Origin of the sequence: Rhizobium gallicum bv. gallicum R602sp (assembly GCF_000816845.1) — a bacterium.
Lineage (GTDB): Bacteria > Pseudomonadota > Alphaproteobacteria > Rhizobiales > Rhizobiaceae > Rhizobium > Rhizobium gallicum.
Genome location: NZ_CP006877.1, coordinates 3,641,392 through 3,664,432, shown reverse-complemented (window position 1 = coordinate 3,664,432; position 23,041 = coordinate 3,641,392). Strand labels below are relative to the sequence as shown.

The 23,041-nt window shown below is 60.3% G+C and carries 21 protein-coding genes; 11 read left to right on the top strand and 10 right to left on the bottom strand.

Going from position 1 to position 23,041, the window contains the following annotated elements; genetic code table 11:
- Positions 1-26: 26 nt before the first annotated feature.
- From RGR602_RS17945 to RGR602_RS17935, 3 genes are all read right to left on the bottom strand, one after another.
- Complete coding sequence (locus RGR602_RS17945; protein WP_039846202.1) at positions 27-938, bottom strand: SMP-30/gluconolactonase/LRE family protein; 912 nt, start codon at positions 936-938, stop codon at positions 27-29.
- 101 nt (positions 939-1,039) lie between these two features.
- Positions 1,040-1,861, bottom strand: a complete 822-nt coding sequence (locus RGR602_RS17940; protein ID WP_039846201.1) for an SDR family oxidoreductase — start codon at positions 1,859-1,861, stop codon at positions 1,040-1,042.
- A gap of 196 nt (positions 1,862-2,057) precedes the next feature.
- Positions 2,058-3,245, bottom strand: coding sequence for a phytanoyl-CoA dioxygenase family protein (locus RGR602_RS17935; protein WP_039846200.1), 1,188 nt, complete (start codon positions 3,243-3,245; stop codon positions 2,058-2,060).
- A gap of 92 nt (positions 3,246-3,337) precedes the next feature.
- Between RGR602_RS17935 and RGR602_RS17930 the strand changes: the two genes are divergently transcribed.
- The gene (locus tag RGR602_RS17930; RefSeq protein WP_039846199.1) at positions 3,338-4,360 is read left to right on the top strand and encodes a LacI family DNA-binding transcriptional regulator; all 1,023 of its coding nucleotides are present in this window, start codon (positions 3,338-3,340) and stop codon (positions 4,358-4,360) included.
- Between the two features lie 60 nt (positions 4,361-4,420).
- Entirely contained in the window at positions 4,421-5,638 is a 1,218-nt protein-coding gene (locus RGR602_RS17925) for an adenylate/guanylate cyclase domain-containing protein (protein ID WP_039846198.1), read from the top strand.
- Between the two features lie 2 nt (positions 5,639-5,640).
- Here RGR602_RS17925 and RGR602_RS17920 read toward each other — a convergent pair whose 3' ends face one another.
- The 4 genes from RGR602_RS17920 to RGR602_RS17905 form a co-directional block, all read right to left on the bottom strand.
- Complete coding sequence (locus RGR602_RS17920; RefSeq protein WP_039846197.1) at positions 5,641-6,420, bottom strand: SDR family oxidoreductase; 780 nt, start codon at positions 6,418-6,420, stop codon at positions 5,641-5,643.
- Between the two features lie 90 nt (positions 6,421-6,510).
- A complete protein-coding gene (locus tag RGR602_RS17915) occupies positions 6,511-6,909 on the bottom strand; it encodes a DoxX family protein (RefSeq protein WP_039846196.1) in 399 nt (132 codons plus the stop codon).
- 100 nt (positions 6,910-7,009) lie between these two features.
- Complete coding sequence (gene dgoD / locus RGR602_RS17910) at positions 7,010-8,158, bottom strand: galactonate dehydratase (protein WP_039846195.1); 1,149 nt, start codon at positions 8,156-8,158, stop codon at positions 7,010-7,012.
- Positions 8,159-8,188: 30 nt separating this feature from the next.
- A complete protein-coding gene (locus RGR602_RS17905; RefSeq protein ID WP_039846194.1) occupies positions 8,189-8,941 on the bottom strand; it encodes a FadR/GntR family transcriptional regulator in 753 nt (250 codons plus the stop codon).
- Positions 8,942-9,241: 300 nt separating this feature from the next.
- Between RGR602_RS17905 and RGR602_RS17900 the strand changes: the two genes are divergently transcribed.
- From RGR602_RS17900 to RGR602_RS17885, 4 genes are all read left to right on the top strand, one after another.
- Positions 9,242-9,673 (top strand): OsmC family protein, encoded by a 432-nt coding sequence (locus RGR602_RS17900; protein WP_039846193.1) that lies wholly within the window; start codon positions 9,242-9,244, stop codon positions 9,671-9,673.
- Positions 9,674-9,817: 144 nt separating this feature from the next.
- Positions 9,818-10,423, top strand: a complete 606-nt coding sequence (locus tag RGR602_RS17895) for a TetR family transcriptional regulator (RefSeq protein WP_039846192.1) — start codon at positions 9,818-9,820, stop codon at positions 10,421-10,423.
- 49 nt (positions 10,424-10,472) lie between these two features.
- Positions 10,473-11,609: an efflux RND transporter periplasmic adaptor subunit gene (locus tag RGR602_RS17890; protein WP_039847007.1), complete on the top strand. Its 1,137-nt coding sequence runs from the start codon at positions 10,473-10,475 to the stop codon at positions 11,607-11,609.
- A 27-nt stretch (positions 11,610-11,636) separates the two neighbouring features.
- Complete coding sequence (locus RGR602_RS17885) at positions 11,637-14,783, top strand: efflux RND transporter permease subunit (RefSeq protein WP_039846191.1); 3,147 nt, start codon at positions 11,637-11,639, stop codon at positions 14,781-14,783.
- A 61-nt stretch (positions 14,784-14,844) separates the two neighbouring features.
- On the opposite strand, the gene RGR602_RS17880 is transcribed toward RGR602_RS17885, so the two are convergent.
- From RGR602_RS17880 to RGR602_RS17870, 3 genes are read right to left on the bottom strand one after another with little or no spacing between them, the layout of a single operon-like run.
- Positions 14,845-15,756: an ROK family protein gene (locus tag RGR602_RS17880; RefSeq protein ID WP_039846190.1), complete on the bottom strand. Its 912-nt coding sequence runs from the start codon at positions 15,754-15,756 to the stop codon at positions 14,845-14,847.
- 59 nt (positions 15,757-15,815) lie between these two features.
- The gene (locus tag RGR602_RS17875; RefSeq protein WP_039846189.1) at positions 15,816-17,150 is read right to left on the bottom strand and encodes a sensor histidine kinase; all 1,335 of its coding nucleotides are present in this window, start codon (positions 17,148-17,150) and stop codon (positions 15,816-15,818) included.
- Positions 17,147-17,806 carry a response regulator gene (locus tag RGR602_RS17870; protein ID WP_039846188.1) on the bottom strand — a complete coding sequence of 220 codons (660 nt, stop codon included), beginning with the start codon at positions 17,804-17,806 and terminating at the stop codon, positions 17,147-17,149. Before RGR602_RS17870 ends, RGR602_RS17875 begins: the two co-directional genes overlap by 4 nt.
- 264 nt (positions 17,807-18,070) lie before the next feature.
- On the opposite strand from RGR602_RS17870, the gene RGR602_RS17865 reads away from it, so the two are divergent.
- From RGR602_RS17865 to RGR602_RS17845, 5 genes are all read left to right on the top strand, one after another.
- Positions 18,071-18,649, top strand: coding sequence for an exopolysaccharide biosynthesis protein (locus RGR602_RS17865; protein ID WP_223844027.1), 579 nt, complete (start codon positions 18,071-18,073; stop codon positions 18,647-18,649).
- A 139-nt stretch (positions 18,650-18,788) separates the two neighbouring features.
- A complete protein-coding gene (locus tag RGR602_RS17860) occupies positions 18,789-19,742 on the top strand; it encodes a sugar-binding transcriptional regulator (protein ID WP_039846186.1) in 954 nt (317 codons plus the stop codon).
- Positions 19,743-19,887: 145 nt separating this feature from the next.
- Complete coding sequence (locus tag RGR602_RS17855) at positions 19,888-21,198, top strand: ABC transporter substrate-binding protein (RefSeq protein ID WP_039846185.1); 1,311 nt, start codon at positions 19,888-19,890, stop codon at positions 21,196-21,198.
- Between the two features lie 132 nt (positions 21,199-21,330).
- Entirely contained in the window at positions 21,331-22,203 is an 873-nt protein-coding gene (locus RGR602_RS17850) for a carbohydrate ABC transporter permease (protein WP_039846184.1), read from the top strand.
- A 1-nt stretch (position 22,204) separates the two neighbouring features.
- Positions 22,205-23,035 carry a carbohydrate ABC transporter permease gene (locus RGR602_RS17845; protein WP_022715969.1) on the top strand — a complete coding sequence of 277 codons (831 nt, stop codon included), beginning with the start codon at positions 22,205-22,207 and terminating at the stop codon, positions 23,033-23,035.
- The last annotated feature ends 6 nt before the right edge of the window (positions 23,036-23,041 follow it).

Genomic DNA, 23,041 nt, shown 5'->3' with positions numbered 1-23,041 from the left:
CTGATTGGCGCGGCCGGCAGAGCCGCTTACGGATATTGTGCGCCATTCGTCGCCGTGTAGATTGAATAGAGCGACTGTGTTGCGGTGATAAACAGGCGGTTTTTCTTCTGACCGCCGAAGGTGACGTTGGAGACGGTCTGCGGCACCTTGATCTTACCAAGCAAGGTACCGTCCGGGGCGAAGCAATGCACGCCATCGGCGGCGCTGCTCCAGAGATTTCCGCTGGTGTCGAAGCGGAAGCCATCCGGTATGCCGTTGTCGATTGAGCAGAAATAACGGCTATTGGCGAGCTTCTTGCCATCGATGACGTCGAAGGCGCGGATATGGCGCGGCACGTCATGATCGGCAGAGCCGGAATCGGCAATGTAGAGCTGCTTTTCGTCGGACGTGAAAGCAAGGCCGTTCGGCTGGATGAAGTCGGTAACCACCGCTTCGACGACGCCGCTCTGCGCATCGATGCGGTAGACGTTGCGCGTCTCCTGTTCCGGCTCCGACTTGTGGCCTTCGTAGTCCGATTTGATGCCGTAGCTCGGGTCCGTGAACCAGATCGAGCCGTCGGACGCGACGACGACGTCGTTTGGCGAGTTGAGACGCTTGCCCTGATAGCTGTCGGCCAGCACCGTGATCTTGCCGTCGGGCTCCGTACGCGTAACGCGACGGCCGCCGTGTTCGCAGGAGATCAGGCGCCCCTGACGATCACGGGTGTTGCCGTTGACGTAATTCGATGGCGAACGGAAGACCGAAACGCCGCCATCCGGCACCCAGCGCAGCATGCGCTCGTTCGGGATATCGCTCCAGATCAGGCAATTGAGATCAGAGAACCAGACAGGGCCTTCCGCCCAGCGGCAGCCGCTATAAAGTTCCTCCAGCCTGGCGCTTCCTGCAATCAGGCTGCGGAAGCGGTCGTCGCGAATCTCATAGAGGATATCTTGCGACACTGATTGGCACCTCCCCAAAGCGATATGAGGTTCTTCGTAAACATAAACGGCGATGCGTGCCAGAGCCCGGTGCGGCAAATGCGCCGGGCTCTGGCGATTTTTCAAAGGGCTGCCGCCGGATGCGGTGATCCGTCATATGCGCCCCATATCGACTGGTCGAAGCAGATGACCGAGCCAGTCATCAGGCCGGATTCGGCAGACGAGAGATAGGCGCAGGCGCGGGCAACTTCTTCCGGATCGACGAGGCGACCGAAGGGCTGGCTTGCCGCGGCCTTCGCCAGCCAGTCGTCGGACGCGGCGTGATATTCTCTCTGGATGCGGTCCTCACCCTCAGTCGCCATCCAGCCGATATTGAGACCGTTGACGCGGATACGGTTTCGAAGCAGCGCATAGGCCGTGTTCTTCGTCAATGTTTCAAGCGCACCCTTCGATGCGCAATAGGCGGAGATAAAGGGCTGGCCGGCTCTTGCAGACATCGAGCCGATATTGACGATCGTGCCCTCGATTTTGTCGCGACGCATGACCTTGACGGTTTCCTGCATCAGAAAGAATGGCGCGCGGACATTGACGGCGAACATGGCGTCGAAGAGTTCCGGGCTTGTATCGAGGATCGTTCCGCGATCGGTAATCGCCGCTGCGTTCACCAGTGCATCGACGCGGCCGAAGGCCTGGTCGCAGACATGGACGACATTGCGCGCGTCCTCGACATTGCCGAGATTGGCTTTGACATAGACGACCTTTGAGCCGGTTCTCGACGAGATGTCCTCCGCTTTCGCCTTGCCCTTCCGTTCATTGCGGCCGCAGATAACGATGCCTTTTGCGCCGCGTTCCGCAAAGAGCCGGGCGATCGTCGCGCCGAGCCCCTGCGTGCCGCCGGTGACGATCGCGATCTTGCCGTCGAGACGGCCATGGTCTGTGGTCATTTGGCTCCTCCCCTTGATGTGTGGCGATGATATCCGAATGGCGCCCCGTTGGGCGAGGCCCCCGTTTGCTGTCAGTGCTGACGCTCGCCCCTCATCCGCCTGCAGGACCTTCTCCTCGGTGGGCAGAAGAAACGTGTGGCGCGATGGTTTGCCCGGGGGATCGGATGAAGGGTCGGCTTGCTCCAGCCTAACCTTTCTAGCTCAACTTCCTCTCCGCCTGTTCGGCCAGCGCCGTCACCAATGCCTCGTCGCTCCAGCCTTGCCTCAACGCTTCATGCATGAGCTGCGATTGCGTCTTCGGGGCAAGGCCGCCGAGGGGCGGATCGCGGTCAAGATTGGTGGGGAAGGAGTATCCCTCGGCGCAAGCGGCGACGGCATTCGCGATTTCTGCGTCGGAGAGCCTGCCCTTCAGCGCCTTTAGAGCCGGGAACAACTTCGCGCTCATCCGTTCACGGTTTACCGTTTCCATCGCGCGGCCGAAGGCGGACGACACCTGCAGAAGATTGGCGAGACGCCTGATATTTGCCGAGCGGTTGGTGCCGGCGGCATGGAAAAGGGCGGGATTGAAGAAGACCACATCGCCCTTTTCGAGCGGTAGCTGGACGTGGTTTTCCTCGAAATAGTCCTTGAACTCCTGCCGTTTCAACGCGAGGTAGCCGGGTACATAGGTCTGGCTGTGTGGCAGGAAGAGCGTCGGCCCGCTTTCGAGCGGCATGTCGCAATGCGCGACCGCGCCCTGCAACGTCAGCACTGGAGAAAGCCGGTGCACATGCGACGGGAACTGCTCGATTACTTTCGAAGCCTGGAAGCCGAGGTGATAGTCGCGGTGGGCGGATTGCGCTGCACCGCCCGGGTTTACGCGGTTGACCTGGGCCGTCATCTGGTAGCCTGGTCCGAGCCAGGCTTCGCTGGCGATGGCGACAATGGCATTGCCGTAATATTTGGCGAAATTTGCCGGATCAGCCAGGCAATGCTTTTCCAGCGAATTCCAGATGCGGTCATTGGCGCCGGGCTTGGCGAAATGGTCGCCGCCGCCGGTCGAGGTGCGGTGCTGCCCCTCGATAAGGTCATCGAAGATCCTGCTGGCGCCATCAATAACGCTCGGGTCCTCATAGGCGTGCTTGAAGACGACCACACCCGGACCTTCGCCGAAAGCTTCGCATATCTCGGCGAGGACGGCGCGGCGGCCATGCGGATCGGCGATCGCGGCGATAACCTTGCGGCTCTCGTAGATCAGAACGTTCTTGTCGATCCTGTCTGCCGTCGGATAGTCGGCGAGCAACGTGGTCTTCTCGGCGAGTGCACGAAACTCGTCGAGATCGCAGGCATCCTCGGTCAGCCAGACGCGATCGGCACGGAGTTTCTGTGGGTTATCGGTTTTCATCAGGCGGCTCCTCCATCTCTGATGATGGCACTATACGCCGAGGATGAGCGTGTTATAGATCAGAAATCCATCAAAAAACCATCAGTATTGGCATGGCGCATATATTCCTCGTCAAGGATATTGCCTTTCAAGCGGGATTGAGCACCGCAACGGTCGATCGCGTCTTGAATGGACGAGGCGGCGTACGGCGCCAGACCGAAATGCGTGTCAGGGCTGCCATCGTTGAACTCGAGAAGCAGCAGGCCGGCGCCGAGACCGCGGCACGAAAGTTCGCGATCGATATCGTCATGGAGACGCCGGACCGTTTCAGCACTGCCGTACGGGCGGCCTTCGAGGCCGAGGTTGCGACATTCCTGCCGACGGTTTTCCGCTGCCGCTTCCATTTTGCCGAGGTGATGAAGCCGGGCGAGCTGGTCCTGCTTCTCGACCGCATTCGGCTTCGCGGAACGCATGGGATCGTGCTGAAGGCGCCCGATGTCCCCGAGATCGTCGCGGCCGTAGCGCGCGCGGACGAAGCGGGCATTCCCGTTGTCACATTGGTGACGGACCTGCCGAATTCGCTGCGCGCCGCTTACGCGGGCGCGGACAACCGGGCAGCGGGAGAGACGGCTGCCTATCTGATTGGCGAGCGCTTTTCCGGCGCCTCCGGCCAGGTGCTGGTGACGTTGTCGAGCGGCCGCTTTCGTGGCGAAGAAGAGCGGGAGATCGGCTTTCGCCGCCTCATCCGGGACCGCTATCCGCAGATCGGCATTACAGAAATCAGCGAGGGACACGGAACCGATGCGGCGACCGGTACGCAGACGGCACGCGCCATCGCTGACGATCCGGCGATCAATGCCGTCTATTCGATCGGCGGCGGTAACAAGGCGGTTCTGGCGGCCTTCGAGGCGATGCAGCGGCGGATCCTGATCTTCGTCGCTCATGATCTCGATGCCGATAACCGGGCTCTGCTTGCTGCGCATAAGATCGGCTTCGTGCTGCATCACGACTTGCGCATGGACGCCCGCTCTGCCTTCCGGACCATCATCGGCCGCCAACTTTCGGGCCATCCCGCGGCGTCTTCGCCGTCGACGGTCGAAATCGTGACACCTTACAATATGCCCGTACCCGGGTGAGTTTGTCTTTCCCTTGCCGGCGAAATCGGGGTACAGGTTTCAACAGTGAGGATCGGCTACATGGAATACAGCGACGTCGGAACGGTGGCCGCATGGCTGACGGAACAGGGACTGAAGGGTGCCTCTGAAGCCGAGCTGCTGACCGGCTTTTGCAAGTCCTGCCGCGAATTCGGCCTGCCGCTCGATCGCGGCATGGCGCTTATGGATACACTGCACCCGGTGCACGAGGGCCGTGCCTTCCGGTGGGACAGCCAGGAGGACATAGAGACCGAATTCGAATACGGTCCGACCGGCGAGGGCAGTGCGCGGGATAACTGGCAGCGTTCGGCCTTCTACTATCTCTGGTCCGGCAAAGAGAGCGAGGTGCGCCGCCGCATCGGCTTCGGCGACCCGACGGATTTCGTCATGCTCGACGAGATGGCCGAAGCGGGCCACACCGATTTCGTCGCCATGGTACATCGCTTCGCCAAAGCTGGTACGATCGGCGAGATGGATTGCTTTTTCTCGCATTTTACGACCCGGCATCCGCAAGGATTTTGCGACCACGACCTCGCCATCCTGCGCAAGCTCGTGCCGGTCCTGGCGCTGGCAATCAAGTGCATCGCGCTCGGCCGCATCGCGCGCACGATCGCCGAGGTCTATCTAGGCGAGGATGCAGCGAAGCAGGTGCTGGAGGGCAAGATCACGCGCGGCAAGTCCGAGCGGATTTCGGCGGTACTCTGGTTTTCGGATCTTCTGAATTACACCAAGATATCGGATAGCGCGCCGCCGGAAGAAATTCTGCCGCTGCTCAACGCCTATAGCGAAGTGGTGATTTCCGCGATCCATGAGGCAGGTGGCGACGTGTTGAAGCTCATCGGCGACGGTGTGCTTGCGATTTTCAAGGCTGAGGAGCAATCCGAGGCGTGCCTCGCGGCATTGCGCGCCGAGGGTCTGTTGCGCAAGAGGCTTTCGACGCTCAATCAAGCGCGCGCCACCGATGGCAGGCCGACGACCGACGTCTATCTCGGCCTGCATATCGGCGATGTCTTCTACGGCAATATCGGCAGCCAGGAACGGCTGGACTTCACGGTCATTGGTCCGGCGGTCAACGAGGTCAGCCGCATCGCGTCGATATGCCGATCGGTCGATCTCAACGTACTGATGTCATCGGATTTTGCAGCTGCTATTCCTGAGGCTCAGCGCAGCGGCCTCGCCTGCATCGGCCGTTATGCGCTGCGCGGCGTCAAGCGGCCGCAGGAGCTTTACACGCTGGAAACTGCGCGGCTCGGAGGCTGACCCTAGCGCAGCAGGCCTTGGCCGCCATCGATCCAGATCGGTGTGCCGGTGATGTGACGCGAGCGCTCTGTCGCAAGAAAAAGGATGGCTTCGGCAACATCCGCGCTATGCCCTGCCTCGCCGCCGCTGATCGGGATTTCGCCTTCCGGCCAGACGACCGGGATTTCCGTCTCCTCGCGGTGGCGGCTCCTGGTATTGTCGCTGATATTGGTGTCGATGGCGCCCGGGCAGACGGCATTGACGCGGATTCCGTGCTTGCCGAGTTCCAGTGCCAGCTGCTGCACCATCGCCACCTGGCCGGCCTTCGTGACGGTATAGGCGGTCGCCCCAGGTGTCGTGAAGGTCCGCGTGCCGTTGATCGAGGAGACGACGATGATGGAGCCGCCGTTCGATTTCATATACGGAACGGTGAGATGGAGGGTGAGGTAGGTACCGCGCAGGTTGACGGCCATCGTCTTGTCCCACTCCTGCGGCTTCAGGTCGTCGATCGGCGCCCAGACGCCATTGATGCCGGCATTGGCAACGACGATGTCGATGCCTCCGAACTTGCCGAGAAGGGTTGCAATTGCGTCGCGCATCAGGCCTTCGTCGCTGGTGTCGGCCTTCAGCGAGATCGCTTCCCCGCCTGCGGAGCGGATTTCGTCGCGGGTTTGTTTCGCCTCGCGGCCGGTGCGGCTCAAAACGGCAACCCTTGCGCCTTCTGCGGCCAGCTTCAGAGCGGTCGCCTTTCCGATGCCGGAACCCGCGCCGGTGACCAGTGCAGTTCTTCCCTGAAGTTCCATTTCCCAATCCCTCGTTCGGTTTTGCGTTAGGGCAATGTTCGAATGGGGGCATGGTTCCGCCGCGGGGGCGAAGTTATCGGGCTGGCGGCCTTAAAGCCTCACCAGGCTGCGGCGGATCGCCCACTTCTCCGGCCCGTGCACGGCGGCAAATAGAAGTCCTGCGAGGAAGCTGAAGTGGTCGATAAAGAAACCGAATTCCGCCTGGTTATCCGTCCAGCGTGACGGGCCATGAAAGGCGAATGCCAGGAAGACGACATAAGTGCCGGCAAGCAGGCTTGCCTCCGTAAAGAAGACGCCGGTTATCAAGGCTAGCGCCAAAGCCATCTCGAAGAAGGCCGCGACCCATGCCAGGAAGCCGGCCAGCGGAAAACCGGCGGAGGCGATATAGGTTGATGTGGCGCCCATGTCGGCAAACTTGAAGCCAGCCGCCATGAAGAAGATGAAGCTGAAGATAATGCGTGCGACGATCACTGCGATTGCTCTGGTCATTTGAAATCTCCTCCTATGAGCTTTCACTATGACGGATGGCGCGCGCTGCCTCCTACACGGTGCAACAACAAGGGCCGCTCGACGCGACCCTTGTTGGTTCTCACCACTCGGCGAAGCTGCCGTCGGCATGACGCCAGACAGGATTGCGCCAGCGGTGCCCCTGCTTGGCGCGCTCGATGACATAGGCCTCATCGACCTCGATACCGAGACCCGGCCCTTGGGGAATGCTGACAAAGCCCTCGGCGTACTTGAAGACGTCCTTGTTGGAGATGTAGTCGAGGATATCGTTGCCCTGGTTGTAGTGAATGCCGAGGCTCTGTTCCTGGATGAAGGCGTTGTAGGAAACGGCATCGACCTGCAGGCATGCGGCAAGCGCGATCGGCCCGAGCGGGCAATGCGGGGCGAGCGCCACGTCATAGGCTTCCGCCATCGCCGCGATCTTGCGGCACTCGCTGATGCCGCCGGCATGCGAAAGGTCCGGCTGGAGGATGTCGACATAGCCGTCGGAAAGCACCGACTTGAAATCCCAGCGCGAGTAGAGCCGCTCGCCCAACGCGATCGGCGTGGAGCAATGATTGGCGATCTCCTTCAGCGCTTCCCTGTTTTCGGAAAGCACCGGCTCTTCGATGAACATCAGCTTGTAGGGCTCGAGTTCCTTGGCCAGGACCTTTGCCATCGGCTTGTGGACACGGCCGTGGAAATCGACGCCGATGCCGATATGCGGGCCGATCGCCTCGCGGATGGTGGCGATGGTCTCGACGGCCTTTTCAACCTTCTCGTTGGTGTCGACGATCTGCATTTCCTCGCAGCCGTTGAGCTTGATCGCCTTGAAGCCGCGCGCGACGACCTCCTTGGCATTGCGCGCGACGTCTGACGGGCGGTCGCCGCCGATCCAGCTGTAGACCTTGATCCGGTCGCGCACCTGGCCGCCGAGCAGCGAATGGACCGGCTGGCCAAGGGCCTTGCCCTTGATGTCCCAGAGCGCCTGGTCGATGCCGGCAAGCGCGCTCATGTGGATGGCGCCGCCGCGGTAAAAGCCGCCGCGATACATGACGTTCCAGTGGTCCTCGATCAGGAATGGATCCTTGCCGATCAGGTAGTCGGCAAGCTCGTACACGCAGGTTTCCACGGTCAGAGCCCGGCCCTCGACCACCGGCTCGCCCCAGCCGACCACGCCCTCATCGGTCTCGACCTTCAAAAACAACCAGCGCGGCGGAACGATATAGGTGGTCAGTTTCGTGATCTTCATCGGTTCAGGCCTCATTCTTCTCGTGTTTCTCTACGGGGCGCTGCTGGTGGCTTTCTTGACGGCTGCAAGATCGCGCACCGCAAGATCCAGCATCCGGTTGGCGCATTCGCGTGCCCGTTTACGGTCGCGCATCCTGAGTGCCTCGACCAGTTCGCCGTGAACGGCAACTGCGTCCTGGCGGTTTTTAACCGCGACATTCGAGGCGTGCAGGGCATATTTCACCGCGGCGTGAATGGCGCTCGAGAGCCGCCGGAACACCTGGTTGTGGCTCGCGGCTAGCAGCACCGAATGGAACATGATGTCGGCATCGGTGAAGCTTTCCGGATCGTTGGCGCAATCGCGCATCTGTCGCCAGGCGCGGTCGAGATCGGCAATCTCCTGTGCCGTTGCGCGTGCGGCTGCGTATTCGGCGGCCGCAGGCTCGATGGTGCGTCGGGCTTCGAGGATGCAGCCGAGCAGGTCGGAATCCTCGATATGCGGTCCCATCCATTCGAGCACGTCGGCATCAAGTATGTTCCAGTCGTCCTTGTCGCAGACGGTCGTGCCGATACGAGGCTTGCCGCGCACGAGGCCTTTGGATTCCAGGATTTTCAGGGATTCGCGAATGACGGTGCGGCTGACGCCGTAGATTTCGCAGAGGTCGTTTTCGCGCGGCAGCGGCAGGCCTGCTGGATAACGGTGGGAACAGATAGCTCGCGCGATCGAGACTGTGACGTTTCGGCGCACGCGCGGGCGGCGCTCGCGCGGGTTTTCGCCCTCATCCTGCTGCTCGCTGGAGTCCACTGACCTCTAGCCTCACCGGTGAAGCAAACCGAATCCTAGTGGAAATTCGGGTTTCCATGCGACGTCTCCTCGGCGCATGTGCACAACCCTTTACTGCAATATCATACAAAGGCAATTCCATTGTATGATGATTTATCGCGCGATCAGGCGAGTGCAGGTCTTCTTCGGGACCGATTTTCTGATAGCTGTCGTCTTCTGCCGATAGAGCCTTATATTGCCGTTCGGGGAGGCCTGGCCTCTCTGCGGCGGGAAGCGGCAAAAGTCCTTTCCGGATGAGTCCAATCGAAACAGGAGGACGGCATGCAGATCAATCGTACAGGTTCGGCTCAATGGTCCGGCGGCCTCAGGGACGGCAAGGGGCGGATATCGACACAGAGCGGCGCGTTGAAGGAGCATCCCTATGGTTTTTCGAGCCGCTTCGAAGGTATTCCAGGCACCAATCCGGAAGAACTGATCGGCGCGGCCCATGCCGGCTGCTTCACCATGGCACTATCGTTGATTCTCAGCGATGCGGGGCTTACTGCCGAAGACATGGAGACGACGGCAAAGGTAACGCTCGAGAGCGTCGAAGGTGGCTTCGCGATCACCGCGATCCATCTGTCGCTGACCGGCAAGGTTCCCGGCGCCGACCAGGCGGCGTTCACCGAGCTCGCCAATAAGGCGAAGGCAGGGTGCCCGGTTTCCAAGGCGCTTTCCGCCGTGCCGATCACACTCGACGTCAAGCTGGACTGATTTCCCCAATGATCGATTTTAAATGCCGCGAGCCGATGCCGCGGCATTTTTTTGGCGGTGGCGGAATATTGACAAATGACGCCTGATGTTTTACGACTGACGAAATTCAAAATTCGTCAGTCGTAAGTAAGGTTCTGAAAACGCATGAATGAAACCGCAGAAAACATGCTGGACAGTACCCGCCAGGAAAATGTGACGCGCATTCTGGATGCGGCAGAGCGGCTGTTCCGCCACTATGGCTACGGCAAGACGACGGTTGCCGATGTGGCGCGTGACCTCGGCATGTCGCCGGCCAATATCTACCGCTTCTTCGCCTCGAAAGTGGAAATCCACCAGGCGATCTGCGGCCGCATGCTGGCGGCCAGTTACAAGCAGGCCTACGACATCTGCCACTTGCCGATCAGCGCCTCGGAGCGCCTGCGACGATTTGTGTATGGCCAGTATCAGATGACGCTAGACACGATGCTTGATGAACAGAAGGTGCACGAGATGGTCGTCGTCGCAATCGAACGCGACTGGCATGTCATCGAACGACATATCGACGCCATTCATGAACTGATCGCCGGCGTGATCCGCGAAGGGATCGCAGCCGGGGAATTCGCCGAGCAGGATGCAAATGTTGCATCACGCTGCTTCGGTGCGGCCACCGTGACGCTCTGCCACCCCCAGATGGTGGCGCAATGTCTTGCCAAGACCAACCGCGCGACGGTTGACGAACTCATCGAATATTCGATCAAGGCATTGAAATAACGGCATGGCCAGGCCGTCAGAAACACACGAAACGATCAGGAGTGCGAAGATGGTTTCGCTCAAGACACGCAATCTGCCGTCCGTTTTCAGCTTCGCGTTTGTCGGCATCGTCAGCCTCGGCCTTGCCGGCTGCAGCGAGGAGGAGAAGGCAGAGACGAAAAAAATCGTCCGCCCCGTAAAAGTCGTGGAGATTGCCATGGCCGGCCAAACGCGAGCCCTCGACTATTCCGGTGCTGTAAAAGCACGCATCGAGATGAATCTCGGGTTCCGTGTTGCGGGCAAGATCACGGAGCGACTCGTCAATATCGGCGATCGAGTGAAGCCTGGGGATGTGCTCGCGCGCATCGATTCCACGGATTATCAGCTCGCGGTGAAGACGGCTGAAGCCAACCTGGCGGCGGCCGAGAAGGGCGTACAGACGGCAGATCTCGCCAACAAGCGTGCCGGGCAGCTCTTCGACAAGAATGCCACACCGAAATCGCAACTCGAGCAGGCTTCGCTTTCCTATGACCAAGCTGTTTCGACGCGCGATGCTGCGATCTCCTCGCTCGATCAGGCGAAGAACCAGGTAAGTTACACGGATCTGAAGGCCGATCAGAACGGCATCGTAACCGCAGTCAGTGCGGATACGGGTCAGGTCGTCGCTTCCGGTACACCTGTCGTCGCCGTTGCCATCGATGGCGAGAAGGAAGTTCAGATCGCGGTGTCGGAAAACGATATTGCCGAATTCAAGCCGGGCAAGACGGTGAAGGCAACCTTCTGGTCGGATGACAAGCTGGTGCTCGACGGCAAGGTGCGCGAAGTTTCAGGAAGCGCCGATCAGCAGTCCCGGACCTTTTCCGTCCGCATCAGCCTGCCAAATGATCAGCGTGTTCTGCTCGGGATGACGGCGACGATCGAGGCGGATGTTACGAATTCCGATCCCTATGTGGCGGTGCCGTTGAGCGCGCTTGCCGAGAAGGATGGGAAGAAGATCGTCTGGGTCGTCGACCGCGGCGCGGCAACCGTGCACGCACGCCAAATCCGCGTCGGTGATTTCACCGGCGACGGCGTCAACGTCACCGATGGCCTGAAGAGCGGGGATCTCGTTGTTGCTGCCGGAACGCAGTTCATGACCGAGAACCTGAAGGTCTCGGTGCCGGGCGAGCAGTCGGCTTCCGCCGAGCCCGCCGGCACCGTTCAATAATTGCTGTCCAGGAGAGGGAATACTGTCATGGACAACTCGACCACCGAGAAACGCTCCTTCAATCTGTCGCGCTGGGCAATCGGTCATCCCAGCATTGCACGCTTCCTCTTCGGTTTGATCATCATCACCGGTGCGCTCGGACTGATGCGCATGGGGCAGAAGGAAGATCCGGATTTCACCTTCCGTGTCATGGTCGTGCAAGCTATGTGGCCAGGCGCCTCGATCCAGGAAATGGAGGACCAGGTCGTCAACAAGATCGAGCGCAAGCTGCAGGAAACGCCGCATCTCGATTTCGTTCGCTCTTACACCCGTGCCGGCAGCGCCGTCATTACGCTGCAGGTGAAGGGCGACACGAACTCCGCGGAAGTGGCGGATGCCTTCTATCAGGTGCGCAAGAAGGTCGGCGATATTTCGAACGAGCTGCCGGAAGGCCTGCTTGGGCCCTATTTCAATGACGAATTCGGCGATACCTTCATCACACTTCATTCGATCAGCGGCGACGGCTACTCCTATCCGGAACTGAAGAAATTCGCGATCCAGGCGCGCGACATGCTGCTTTCGACGCGGGGCGTCGAGAAGGCCGTCATCATTGGTGACCAGCCGGAAAAGATCTACATCGACGTTTCCTCCAAGGCGCTTGCCGAACGAGGACTTACGATCCTCGACCTGCAAAATGCCATCAAAGGCCAGAACACAGTCGATCCTGCCGGCTCTGTCGATACCGGGCTGCGTTCGGTGCGTATTTCCGTCGAAGGCGATGTGAAGAAGGCCGAGGATATTCGCGAACTACGCCTGCGTTCCGGCAACCAGGTGACGCGTCTCGGTGATATTGCCACCGTTACCTCCGGGCTCGAAGACCCCTATCAACGCAAATACCGTTTCAACGGGCACGAAAGCGTGCAGGTCGGCGTGGTCATGGCCAAAGGCTTCAAGGTCACGGATGTCGGCAAGGATATCGAAGCGACCTATCAGCGCTTCGATGAATCTCTTCCCTATGGCGTTTCCGTCGACCAGATATCCAATCAGCCGGATGTCGTGACCGAGGCCATCAGCGAATTCATGCATGCGCTTGGCGAAGCGCTTATCATCGTGCTGATCGTCTCGTTCCTGTCGATCGGCTGGCGATCGGGCCTTGTCATTGCGATAGCGATTCCGCTTGTGCTGGCTGCGACCTTCGCCATCATGTACGAACTCGGCATCGACCTGCAGCGCATCTCGCTCGGCGCGCTCATTATTGCGCTTGGACTTTTGGTCGACGATGCGATGATCGTCGTCGAGATGATGGAACGAAAACTGGAAGAGGGCCTCGTGAAGATCGAGGCGGCGAGCTTCGCCTATTCCTCGACCGCCTTCCCAATGCTGACCGGTACGCTGATCACCACGGCAGGCTTCATTCCCGTCGGCTTTGCAGAATCGACGGCCGGCGAATATGTGCGCTCGCTCTTTTATGTGGTCGGCATCGCGCTCGTCGTCTCGTGGTTCGTCGCGGTCTATTTCACGCCGTGGCTGGGTTACATGATCCTCAAGCAGCGCAAGCACGCCGGCGAGCATCACGATGTCTTCGACACGCGCTTTTACCGCCGCCTGCGCACCACTGTCGCATGGGCTGTGCGTCATCGCATCATCGTGCTGGCTGCCACGCTCTTCACCTTTGCGACGAGTCTCTGGGCGTTCCAGTTCATTCCGCAGAACTTCTTCCCGCAATCCTCGCGTCCGGAAATTCTCGTCGATCTCTGGCTGCCGGAAGGCACCAGCATCAAGGAAGTCGAGACGCAGGCAAAGATGCTCGAAGCCAAGATGATGGATGACAAGGACAAGAAGTTCATTGCCACCTATATCGGCGAGGGCGCACCGCGCTTCTTCTTGCCGCTCGACCAGCAGCTTCGCAATCCAAACTTCGCACAGCTCCTGATCATCGCAAATGATGAACCTGCCCGCGAGCGGCTGATCGTCAAGCTGCGCAGCATCCTTGCGGACGATTTTCCGTCGATCCGCGGCAAGGTCGACCGTCTCTTCCTCGGTCCGCCGACGGGCTGGCCCGTGCAAATGCGCGTCATGGGACCGGATCGCCAGGAGGTTCGCCATATCGCCGATCAGGTGAAGGCGAAGTTTGCCGAAAATCCGCAGCTCGGTGCCGTCCACGACGATTGGCTGGAGCCGGTGCCGGCCATGAAGCTGGTGATCGACCAGGATCGTGCCCGCGCCCTCGGCGTCACTTCGCAGCGCGTCCGCCAGACGCTGCAGACCGCCGTGTCCGGCACGTCGCTTGACGACTTCCGCGACGGCGAAGAGACGGTCTCGATCGTGGCCCGGGAGCCGGATTCCAGCCGTTCGCTGGTGTCGGCGGTCAATTCGGTCTATGTCCCGACGGACTTCGGAGGTTTTGTTCCGGTCTCGCAGGTCGCCAGGGTCGTCCCCGTCATGGAGCAAGGCGTCGAATGGCGGCGTGACCGCCTGCCGACGATCACCGTCCGCGGGACGCTGCCAGATGGCATCCAGCCAAACGACGTGGCGATGAAGATGTATGCCGATATGCAGGGCCTGCGCGACAGCCTGCCTGCCGGGTACAAGATCGAAATCCAGGGCGGTGCGGAAGATGCCGCTGAAAGTCAGGCTTCGATCGCCGCCAAGGCGCCGATCATGCTCGTCGTCATCGTCCTGCTGCTGATGGCGCAGCTGCAGCATTTCGGCAAAGCGATGCTGGTGCTCGCGACCGGCCCACTCGGCATCATCGGTGCCTCTGCCGCACTGCTGATCAGCGGCGCGCCCTTCGGTTTCGTCGCGATCCTCGGCGTGATTGCGCTGCTCGGCATCATCATCCGCAACTCGATCATCCTCGTCGACCAGATCGACCAGGATATCAAGGCGGGCATGGACCGGCAGGAGGCGATCGTGGGTGCGGCCGTGCGCCGTTTCCGGCCGATCATGCTGACGGCGCTGACGGCAGTTCTCGCCCTTATCCCGATCTCCCGCGGTGTCTTCTGGGGTCCGCTCGCCTACGCGATGATGGGCGGCATTCTTGTTGCGACCGTGCTGACCATCCTCGTGCTACCAGCCGGTTATGCCCTCTTCTTCGCCCGCGAGCCGAAGACCAAGGACACGGAGACCGAATATGCCAATGCCAACCAGGAAGAGGCGGATGACCATCATCCGCCGGCATTGGCAGCAGAGTGAAAATGGCGGGTGAAAGCCCCGCCATTTTCATTTTCCAATCAACTCACTCGAAAAAATGCTCTCAAGCCGCTACCGCTTTCAGGCCCAGAAGAGCCGCGCCAATGAGGCCCGGCTCTAAGCGGCATTCGCTGCGCACGATCAGCGGCCGGTCGAACCTGCGCAGCGTGCGGCCCCTTACGGCCTTGTCGAGTTCGGCAAGCAGCGGCTCGACATTGGAAAGGCCGCCGCCGACCGGGACGATGGTCGCGCCGGTGATATTGACAGTGAGTGCCAAGGGCGAGGCGACGAGATCGGTATAGACATCGATCGTGTTCGTCGCCTTTTCCTCACCCCGTCGCCATTGCGCGATGATTTCCTCGCTCGGGAAGTCGAGGTCGTGCAGCGTCTTGTGAAGCCGCTCGAGGCCGCGGGCGCCACCGACTGTATCGACGCAGCCCTTCTGGCCGCAGCCGCAGGGAAGGGCCGGGATTTTCACGGGGGGATTGCCGGCTTCGCAGGCGAGGATCGGGCCGTGACCCCATTCGCCGGCGAAACCGCCCGAGGCGTTGACGAGCCGGCCGTCGGAAACGAGCCCGCCGCCGACGCCAGTGCCGAGGATCGCACCGAAGACGATGCGGTGGCCGCGCCCGGCGCCGAGTTCGGCTTCGGCCATGGTGAAGCAATCGGCGTCGTTGGCAATCAGGACCGGAAAGCCAAGTTCGGCCTCCAGATCAGCCGCAAGGCTGCGGTTGTGAATGCAGGGAATGTTGGCGCATGTCAGCCGTTGCGTATCCGGATCGACGACGCCGGCAATCGAGAAGGCAAGGCACGAAGGTGTTTCGCTGGTCTCTGCTATGAAGCTGCGGATGGTCTCGGCGAAAGCAGCAAAATCATCCTTGGGCGTCGGACGGCGACCCATTGGAACGATATCCGTTTCCGAGCGTGCGATACCGCCTTTGATCGCCGAACCGCCGATGTCGAGTGAGATGATCATGCTTGTCTGCCTCGAAAGTTTCCGCGTCTGCTCGCACCCTTCGGGCGGATTTGCAAGTCCTATGCCGGCAGGTTCACCTTCGCCTCGAAGCCGGAAGTCTCGTCGCTTGCCGGGGAGAGGAGTTCCAGCGTGCCGCCCATCTGTGCGACGATGCGGTCGGCGATCGCAAGGCCCAGTCCGGAACCGGATGCGCTGGTCGTGCCGCGCCGGAAGCGTTTCTTGAGGCCCGCAAGATCGGCTTCCCGGATCGCAGGGCCGCCATTGACGACACGGATGGTCCCGGCCTTATCCAGGCTGACCGTGGCGGGCCGATCCTGGTCGCCGTGAAGAAGCGCGTTTTCGATGAGGTTGCGCATGACGATGCCAAAGGCATCCATGTCTGCATAACGGACAAGCGTTGCTCCGGCGTCGGGCACATAGTTGACGCGCCCCTTGGTGCGGCTGTCGCGCTCGTAGTCGCTGACGATCATCTCCAGCACCTTGCTGAGATCGGCGGCTTTGTCGCTGGCACCGATGCCGGCTTCGGCGCGTGAAAGCTGCAGCAGTTTTTCGGCAAGGCGGCCGAGATCGACGAGCGAGCTTTCGACCTGCAGCGCCCGCGTCCTGGCGGCACCGGCCGACAGTTCTTCGGCCAATCGCTGGGTCTGTGCCAGAGCGCCGGCAATCGGCGTGCGGAGCTCGTGAGCGCTGTTAGCGGTAAATTCGCGTTCCGCTTCAAGGGCCGACCGGAGACGAGCGAGCAGAAGATTGACCGAGCGAGCGATCGGCTTGATTTCTTTCGGCAACCCGTCGCCTTCAATGGCTGCCATGTTGCCGCTGTCCTTGGTGGCGATGTCCCGGCGTAGCGTTTCGATCGGCTTCAGCGCCCGGCCAAGGATGAGCCAGATGGCGAAGATACTCGCCGGGATCAGCACGATCAGTGGAAGCAGCAGCGTGACGGCGCTTTCGCGCACGGCTTCGCGACGATTGCCGAGGCGATCGGCCACCTGCATGAACAGGGCGTCGTCAGCGGTCGCTTCGGTATAGATGCGCTGGTGATCGTTGTTGTGAAAACCGCGGACGAGTGGCGCATCGAAAGGTTCGGGCGAAGCGTCATTGGAGCGGAGAACGACATTTCCGTCCTTGTCGCGGACTTGATAGGTCAGATATTCGCGGCTGGCTGGCGTATTTAAAATTGCGACGCCGGAAGCGTAGGTTTCGGCGCGCTGGTTCAGGTCGTCGACGATCAGCGCCAAAAGGCGCTGGGCCGTCTCCTGCTGGGCGCTGTCGAAAAGCTCGTCGAATTCGTGCTGCATCACCTGGATGCCGAGCCCGATCGCGGCGAGCCAGAAGATGACCATAGTACTTGTGAGCGCCAGAATGAGCCGGCGCGTAATGCTCGGTTCGCGTCTCATGCTTGCGCCAGCGTGTAGCCGATGCCGCGGGCGGTCTTGATCCTGTCGCGACCGATCTTCTTGCGCAGCCGGCTGACATAGACCTCAACCGTATTGCTTTCGATCTCCGAGCCGAAGGCATAAAGGGCTTCCTCGATCCGGTCCTTCGGCACGATTGCGCCCGGACGGGCGATGAGCAGATCGAGCACAGCCCATTCGCGGCTGGTCAGCACGACCGGCTCGCCGGCGATGGCAATTCTGTGCTGCGGCCGGTCGATCTCGATATCGGCAATGCGGATGATAGTCCTTGGATTGGCGTCGTAGCGGCGCGCGACCGCCATGATGCGGGCCTGCAATTCTCCGAGATCGAATGGCTTGACGAGGTAGTCGTCGGCGCCGGCGTTCAGGCCCTCGATGCGATCGGAAATCTGGTCGCGCGCAGTGAGAATTATTACCGGCATTGCCATGCCGTCGTTACGCAACCGTTTCAGCAAATCGATGCCTCTGCCGTCGGGAAGCTGCAGATCAAGCAGGATCAGACCGTAGTCGACGGAGCCTGCAGCGGCCTCAGCATCGCCGATCGTACACATCCAGTCGATCGCGTGAGCGGCCGCTGCAACGTGATCGCGCACCGCTTGCCCAATCATCTTGTCGTCTTCAACCAAAAGAATGCGCAAGCAATTTCTCCTTGCCAAGAGCAGTAGCGCTGCTTTTTGCTAAGGGTCAAGTGAAGGGTGCCGGCGAAAAATCGCCATGCAATAGCCGTGATCCAGAACCCGCGCGGCCATGATGGCGGCGCATTCGACAGAGAAGATTCACATTGAGATGGTATCAGTCGCGAGCCGACGAGCCGGGATGTTATGACAATCGAGCAAATGGAGACATCGCGCAGGCGTTTGATCAGGAGTCCGCGCCTAAGAGGGCGACGGCTTTCGGCCATCCTGAGGCAGCTTGCGGGTGACAGGAGCCGCGAGCGCATTTCGATCGGCGATCTTTTCGAGGTGATGGGCGACCGCGCGACCGGTGCGCTCATGCTGGTCTTTGCCATTCCCAATCTGGTGCCGACGCCGCCCGGAACCTCCGCAATCCTCGGCGCGCCGCTACTTTTTCTTGCAGCGCAGCTGACGTTCGGGCTGAAGCCATGGTTACCGAAGGTAATTGCCGGACGGTCGATGAAGCGCGAGGATTTCGAGGCGGTCGTCTCGCGAATCCACCGTTGGCTCGCCTTTGCCGAGCGCATGCTGCAGCCGCGGCTTTCTTTCCTCGTCGAGCCGCCTGCCGAATACCTTGTGGGCTTTCTGTGCCTAGTGCTTGCGGTCATCCTGACGCTGCCGATCCCGCTCGGCAACATCCTGCCGGCTTTTACCATCTGCCTGTTTTCCTTCGGCATTTTGGGCAAGGACGGTCTCTTTTCGGCGTTTGGAATGGTCATGGCCGGTATTTCACTGACCGTCGTTGGCGGCGTGATCTACGGCCTTATCAAGGCTGCGATCTTCTTCGTCACAAACTGGTTTGCCTGAGCGAATATTCGCCCATACCGCCGATGCATTTTCTCAATGCACTCGACTTTTGCTCAATTTTGTTCTGATCTGGCGCGGCACAGACTCAAAGATATTCGTCCGGCAGAAAGCCGGCCCATTTTACGCGCGGTAGACCTCAATGGCGAAAAGAACCGAGACACCTGGACGGCTGGACGACGCAGCGCGTGCGGGCTGGCTTTATTACGTGGCTGGGCGCACGCAGGACGAGATTGCCTCTGCGATGGGTATCTCGCGACAATCAGCACAGCGCCTGGTGTCGCTGGCCGTCGCTGAAAAACTCATCAAAGTGCGGCTCGATCATCCGATTGCTGCCTGCCTCGAGCTCGCCAACCAGCTGCGCAAGAAATTCGACCTCAAGCATGTCGAGATCGTGCCGAGCGATCCGGGGTCTTCATCGAGGACGGTCGGCATTGCCGAAGCGGCGGCTGCTGAGATCGAGCGATGGCTCAAGCGGCCGGATCCGATCGTGCTCGCCGTTGGTACCGGCCGCACGTTGAAGGCTGCGGTCGATCAACTGCCGACGATCGAATGTCCGAATCATCGCATCGTTTCGCTGACGGGCAACATCACGCCGGACGGTTCAGCCGCCTATTACAATGTCATCTTCAGCATGGCGGATGCGGTGAAGGCGCGGCACTTCCCGATGCCGCTGCCCGTGCTCGTCACCTCGGCCGAGGAGCGTGAATTGCTCCATGGCCAGCAACTGGTGCGCTACACGCTTGCAATCAGCGCCCAAGCCGATGTGACCTTCGTCGGTATCGGCGAACTGGGCATCGACGGCCCACTGTGCGTCGACGGCTTCCTGGAGAAGGACGAGATGATGGAGCTGATGCGCGAGGGGGCCGTCGGCGAAATCTGCGGCTGGATTTTCGACGAGGAGGGCAGGCTTCTCGATAATCCGATCAACGAGCGCGTCGCGTCGGCCTCGATTCCTTCACGCGAAACCTCGACAGTCATTGGAATCGCCAAGGGCAAGCGCAAGTTCAAGGCGATTAGGGCCGCAATTGTTGGCCGTCAAATCAATAGCCTGATCACCGATGAACAGACTGCCGATTTTTTGCTCACGTCTTGAGCAAAAAATATCATATTCAAAATCAATCGCATAGCTGGTCATTTCGCTGTTGCAGCAACGATTCCAATTGACATCCCACGCTCTGTAGTGAGTAATTGCTCACGAGCAAAGCGAATGCTCATACCCCATCTTCTGGGAGGAAGATATGACATTGAGAACTATTCTGCTGGGCGCCTGCTCAGCATTGGCGTTTGCGGGCATGGCTTCGGCCGAAACGCTGACGATCGCGACCGTGAACAACGGCGACATGATCCGAATGCAGAAGCTGACGGATGACTTCAAGGCGAAGAATCCCGACATCGACCTTGAATGGGTTACCCTCGAAGAGAACGTTCTGCGCCAGAAGGTCACGACTGACATCGCGACCAAGGGCGGCCAGTACGACGTTCTGACGATCGGCACTTATGAAGTCCCGATCTGGGCAAAGCAGAGCTGGCTCCTGCCGCTCGACAACCTGGGCGCCGATTATGACGCCGACGACCTGCTGCCAGCCATACGCAGCGGCCTGACTGTAGACGGCAAGCTGTATGCGGCGCCGTTTTACGGTGAAAGCTCGATGGTCATGTATCGGAAAGACCTCTTCGACGCCGCCGGTTTGAAGATGCCCGACGCGCCGACCTGGGACTTCATCGCCGACGCTGCGAAGAAGATCACCGACAAGGACAAGGAAATCTACGGCATCTGCCTGCGCGGCAAAGCCGGCTGGGGCGAAAACATGGCCTTCCTCACGGCGATGTCGAACTCCTTCGGTGCCCGCTGGTTCGATGAGAGCTGGAAACCCCAGTTCGACCAGCCGGAGTGGAAGGACACGCTCACCTTCTACGTCGACCTGATGAAGGAAGCCGGCCCTCCCGGCGCTTCGTCGAACGGCTTCAACGAAAACCTGGCGCTCTTCCAGACCGGCAAGTGCGGCATGTGGATCGACGCCACCGTTGCGGCCTCCTTCGTCAGCAACCCGAAGGAATCGAAGGTTGCCGACAAGGTCGGTTTCGCACTGGCTCCGGACAAGGGTCTCGGCAAGCGTGGCAACTGGCTGTGGGCCTGGAGCCTTGCCATCCCGGCGAGCTCGCAGAAGGTCGAAGCAGCTGAGAAGTTCGTCGCCTGGGCAACGAGCAAGGACTACACCAAGCTCGTCGCCGAGAAGGAAGGCTGGCTGAACGCACCTCCCGGCACGCGTACCTCGCTCTATGAGAACGCAGAATACCAGAAGGCTGCGGCTTTCGCGAAGATGACGCTCGACTCCATCAATGCGGCTGACCCGACCAAGCCGACCGTAAAGCCGGTTCCCTATGTCGGCGTCCAGTTTGTGGCGATCCCCGAATTCCAGGGCATCGGCACGGCCGTCGGCCAGCAGTTCTCCGCCGCTCTCGCCGGCCAGGTCTCGGTCGACCAGGCGCTGCAGAGCGCGCAGCAACTGGCGACCCGCGAAATGACCAAGGCTGGTTACATCAAATAATAACCTCCTGAGACGGTGGGATCGTTGACCTCCCGCCCCTCTGGGCCGCCGAATGCCCGAATAGCGTCGGCGGCCCCTTTTTCTTAGCTGCCCTGCAGCCAGACGTCCCTCGAAACAGGATCGGTCATCGCCATGGCAACGTTACACACCCGCTCCGCAGCGCGAATGATGATCGCACCGTCCGTCGTGCTTCTCTTCGCGTGGATGATCGTCCCGCTTGCGATGACGATCTATTTCTCGACTTTGAACTACAACCTTCTCAGCCCGGGAATGGAGAGCTTCGTCGGCTTTCTGAACTACAGCTACTTCCTGTCCGATCCGGCCTTTTTCGCAGCACTCACCAATACGCTGCTGCTGGTGCTCGGCGTGCTGATCATCACCGTGGTCGGCGGTATCGCCTTCGCCTTGCTGCTCGACCAGGACATCTATGGCCAGGGCATCGTGCGCATCCTGGTGATTGCGCCGTTCTTCGTCATGCCGACGGTGGCAGCGCTTGTCTGGAAGAACATGTTCATGAACCCGGTCAACGGGCTCTTCGCACATCTTGCCAAGGCGCTCGGACTGCAGCCCTACGACTGGCTGGCAAACGCGCCGTTGTTCTCGATCATTCTGATCGTTGCCTGGCAGTGGCTGCCGTTTGCGACGCTGATCCTGCTCACGTCGTTGCAGTCGCTGGACGAGGAGCAGAAGGAAGCTGCCGAAATGGATGGCGCCGGCGCGATATCGAGATTCATCTATATCATTCTGCCGCATATGGCGCGCGCCATCACGGTGGTGATCCTGATCCAGACGATCTTCCTGCTTTCGGTCTTTGCCGAAATCCTGGTTACCACCAACGGCGGCCCGGGCACGCAGAGCACGAACCTGACCTACCTCGTCTATGCGCAGGCGCTTCTTCAGTTCGATATCGGCGGCGCTTCGGCGGGCGGTATCATTGCGGTCATCCTCGCCAACATCGTCGCGATCTTCCTTGTCCGCCTTGTTGGCAAGAATCTGGAGTCTTGAGATGGCTAGAAAAGTCACAACTCAACGCAAGGTGATCATGACGGCAATCGCCTGGACGCTGGCGATCCTGATCTTCTTTCCGATCCTCTGGACGTTTCTTACGAGCTTCAAGTCGGAGGCCGACGCGATTGCTTCGCCACCGCAGTTCCTGTTCTTCCACTGGACGACGGAAAGCTATGCGGAGGTGCAGAGCCGGTCTAACTATCTCGGCCACTTCATGAATTCGGTGATCATTTCCTTCGGCTCGACGCTGATCGGCCTCATCATCGCGATCCCTGCCGCCTGGGCCATGGCATTCTCGCCGACCAAGCGGACCAAGGACGTGCTGATGTGGATGCTGTCGACGAAGATGATGCCGCCGGTCGGCGCGCTCATTCCGATCTACCTGATGTTCCGCAATTTCGGCCTGCTCGACAGCCGGATGGGGCTGGTGATCGTGCTGACGCTGATCAACCTGCCGATCATCGTCTGGATGCTCTACACCTACTTCAAGGAAATCCCTGGCGAAATCCTCGAGGCGGCGCGCATGGACGGCGCATCGCTCGCCAAGGAAATCATCTACGTGCTGACGCCGATGGCGATACCGGGCATTGCCTCTACGCTGCTCCTCAACATCATACTGGCATGGAACGAAGCCTTCTGGACGCTGAACCTCAGCGCATCGAAAGCCGCGCCGCTGACGGCATTCATCGCCTCCTACTCCAGCCCCGAAGGTCTGTTCTACGCCAAGCTTTCGGCAGCATCGACAATGGCAATTGCGCCGATCCTGATCCTCGGCTGGTTCAGCCAAAAACAACTCGTCCGCGGCCTGACCTTCGGCGCGGTGAAATAAGACATC

What these genes read in the sequence shown, in the direction of transcription:
- RGR602_RS17940 (WP_039846201.1), bottom strand. Translation starts at nt 1,861, where the DNA reads ATGACCACAGACCATGGCCGTCTCGACGGCAAGATCGCGATCGTCACC.
- RGR602_RS17935 (WP_039846200.1), bottom strand. Translation starts at nt 3,245, where the DNA reads ATGAAAACCGATAACCCACAGAAACTCCGTGCCGATCGCGTCTGGCTG.
- RGR602_RS17930 (WP_039846199.1), top strand. Translation starts at nt 3,338, where the DNA reads ATGGCGCATATATTCCTCGTCAAGGATATTGCCTTTCAAGCGGGATTG.
- RGR602_RS17925 (WP_039846198.1), top strand. Translation starts at nt 4,421, where the DNA reads ATGGAATACAGCGACGTCGGAACGGTGGCCGCATGGCTGACGGAACAG.
- RGR602_RS17920 (WP_039846197.1), bottom strand. Translation starts at nt 6,420, where the DNA reads ATGGAACTTCAGGGAAGAACTGCACTGGTCACCGGCGCGGGTTCCGGC.
- RGR602_RS17915 (WP_039846196.1), bottom strand. Translation starts at nt 6,909, where the DNA reads ATGACCAGAGCAATCGCAGTGATCGTCGCACGCATTATCTTCAGCTTC.
- dgoD (WP_039846195.1), bottom strand. Translation starts at nt 8,158, where the DNA reads ATGAAGATCACGAAACTGACCACCTATATCGTTCCGCCGCGCTGGTTG.
- RGR602_RS17900 (WP_039846193.1), top strand. Translation starts at nt 9,242, where the DNA reads ATGCAGATCAATCGTACAGGTTCGGCTCAATGGTCCGGCGGCCTCAGG.
- RGR602_RS17895 (WP_039846192.1), top strand. Translation starts at nt 9,818, where the DNA reads ATGAATGAAACCGCAGAAAACATGCTGGACAGTACCCGCCAGGAAAAT.
- RGR602_RS17890 (WP_039847007.1), top strand. Translation starts at nt 10,473, where the DNA reads ATGGTTTCGCTCAAGACACGCAATCTGCCGTCCGTTTTCAGCTTCGCG.
- RGR602_RS17885 (WP_039846191.1), top strand. Translation starts at nt 11,637, where the DNA reads ATGGACAACTCGACCACCGAGAAACGCTCCTTCAATCTGTCGCGCTGG.
- RGR602_RS17880 (WP_039846190.1), bottom strand. Translation starts at nt 15,756, where the DNA reads ATGATCATCTCACTCGACATCGGCGGTTCGGCGATCAAAGGCGGTATC.
- RGR602_RS17875 (WP_039846189.1), bottom strand. Translation starts at nt 17,150, where the DNA reads ATGAGACGCGAACCGAGCATTACGCGCCGGCTCATTCTGGCGCTCACA.
- RGR602_RS17860 (WP_039846186.1), top strand. Translation starts at nt 18,789, where the DNA reads ATGGCGAAAAGAACCGAGACACCTGGACGGCTGGACGACGCAGCGCGT.
- RGR602_RS17855 (WP_039846185.1), top strand. Translation starts at nt 19,888, where the DNA reads ATGACATTGAGAACTATTCTGCTGGGCGCCTGCTCAGCATTGGCGTTT.
- RGR602_RS17850 (WP_039846184.1), top strand. Translation starts at nt 21,331, where the DNA reads ATGGCAACGTTACACACCCGCTCCGCAGCGCGAATGATGATCGCACCG.
- RGR602_RS17845 (WP_022715969.1), top strand. Translation starts at nt 22,205, where the DNA reads ATGGCTAGAAAAGTCACAACTCAACGCAAGGTGATCATGACGGCAATC.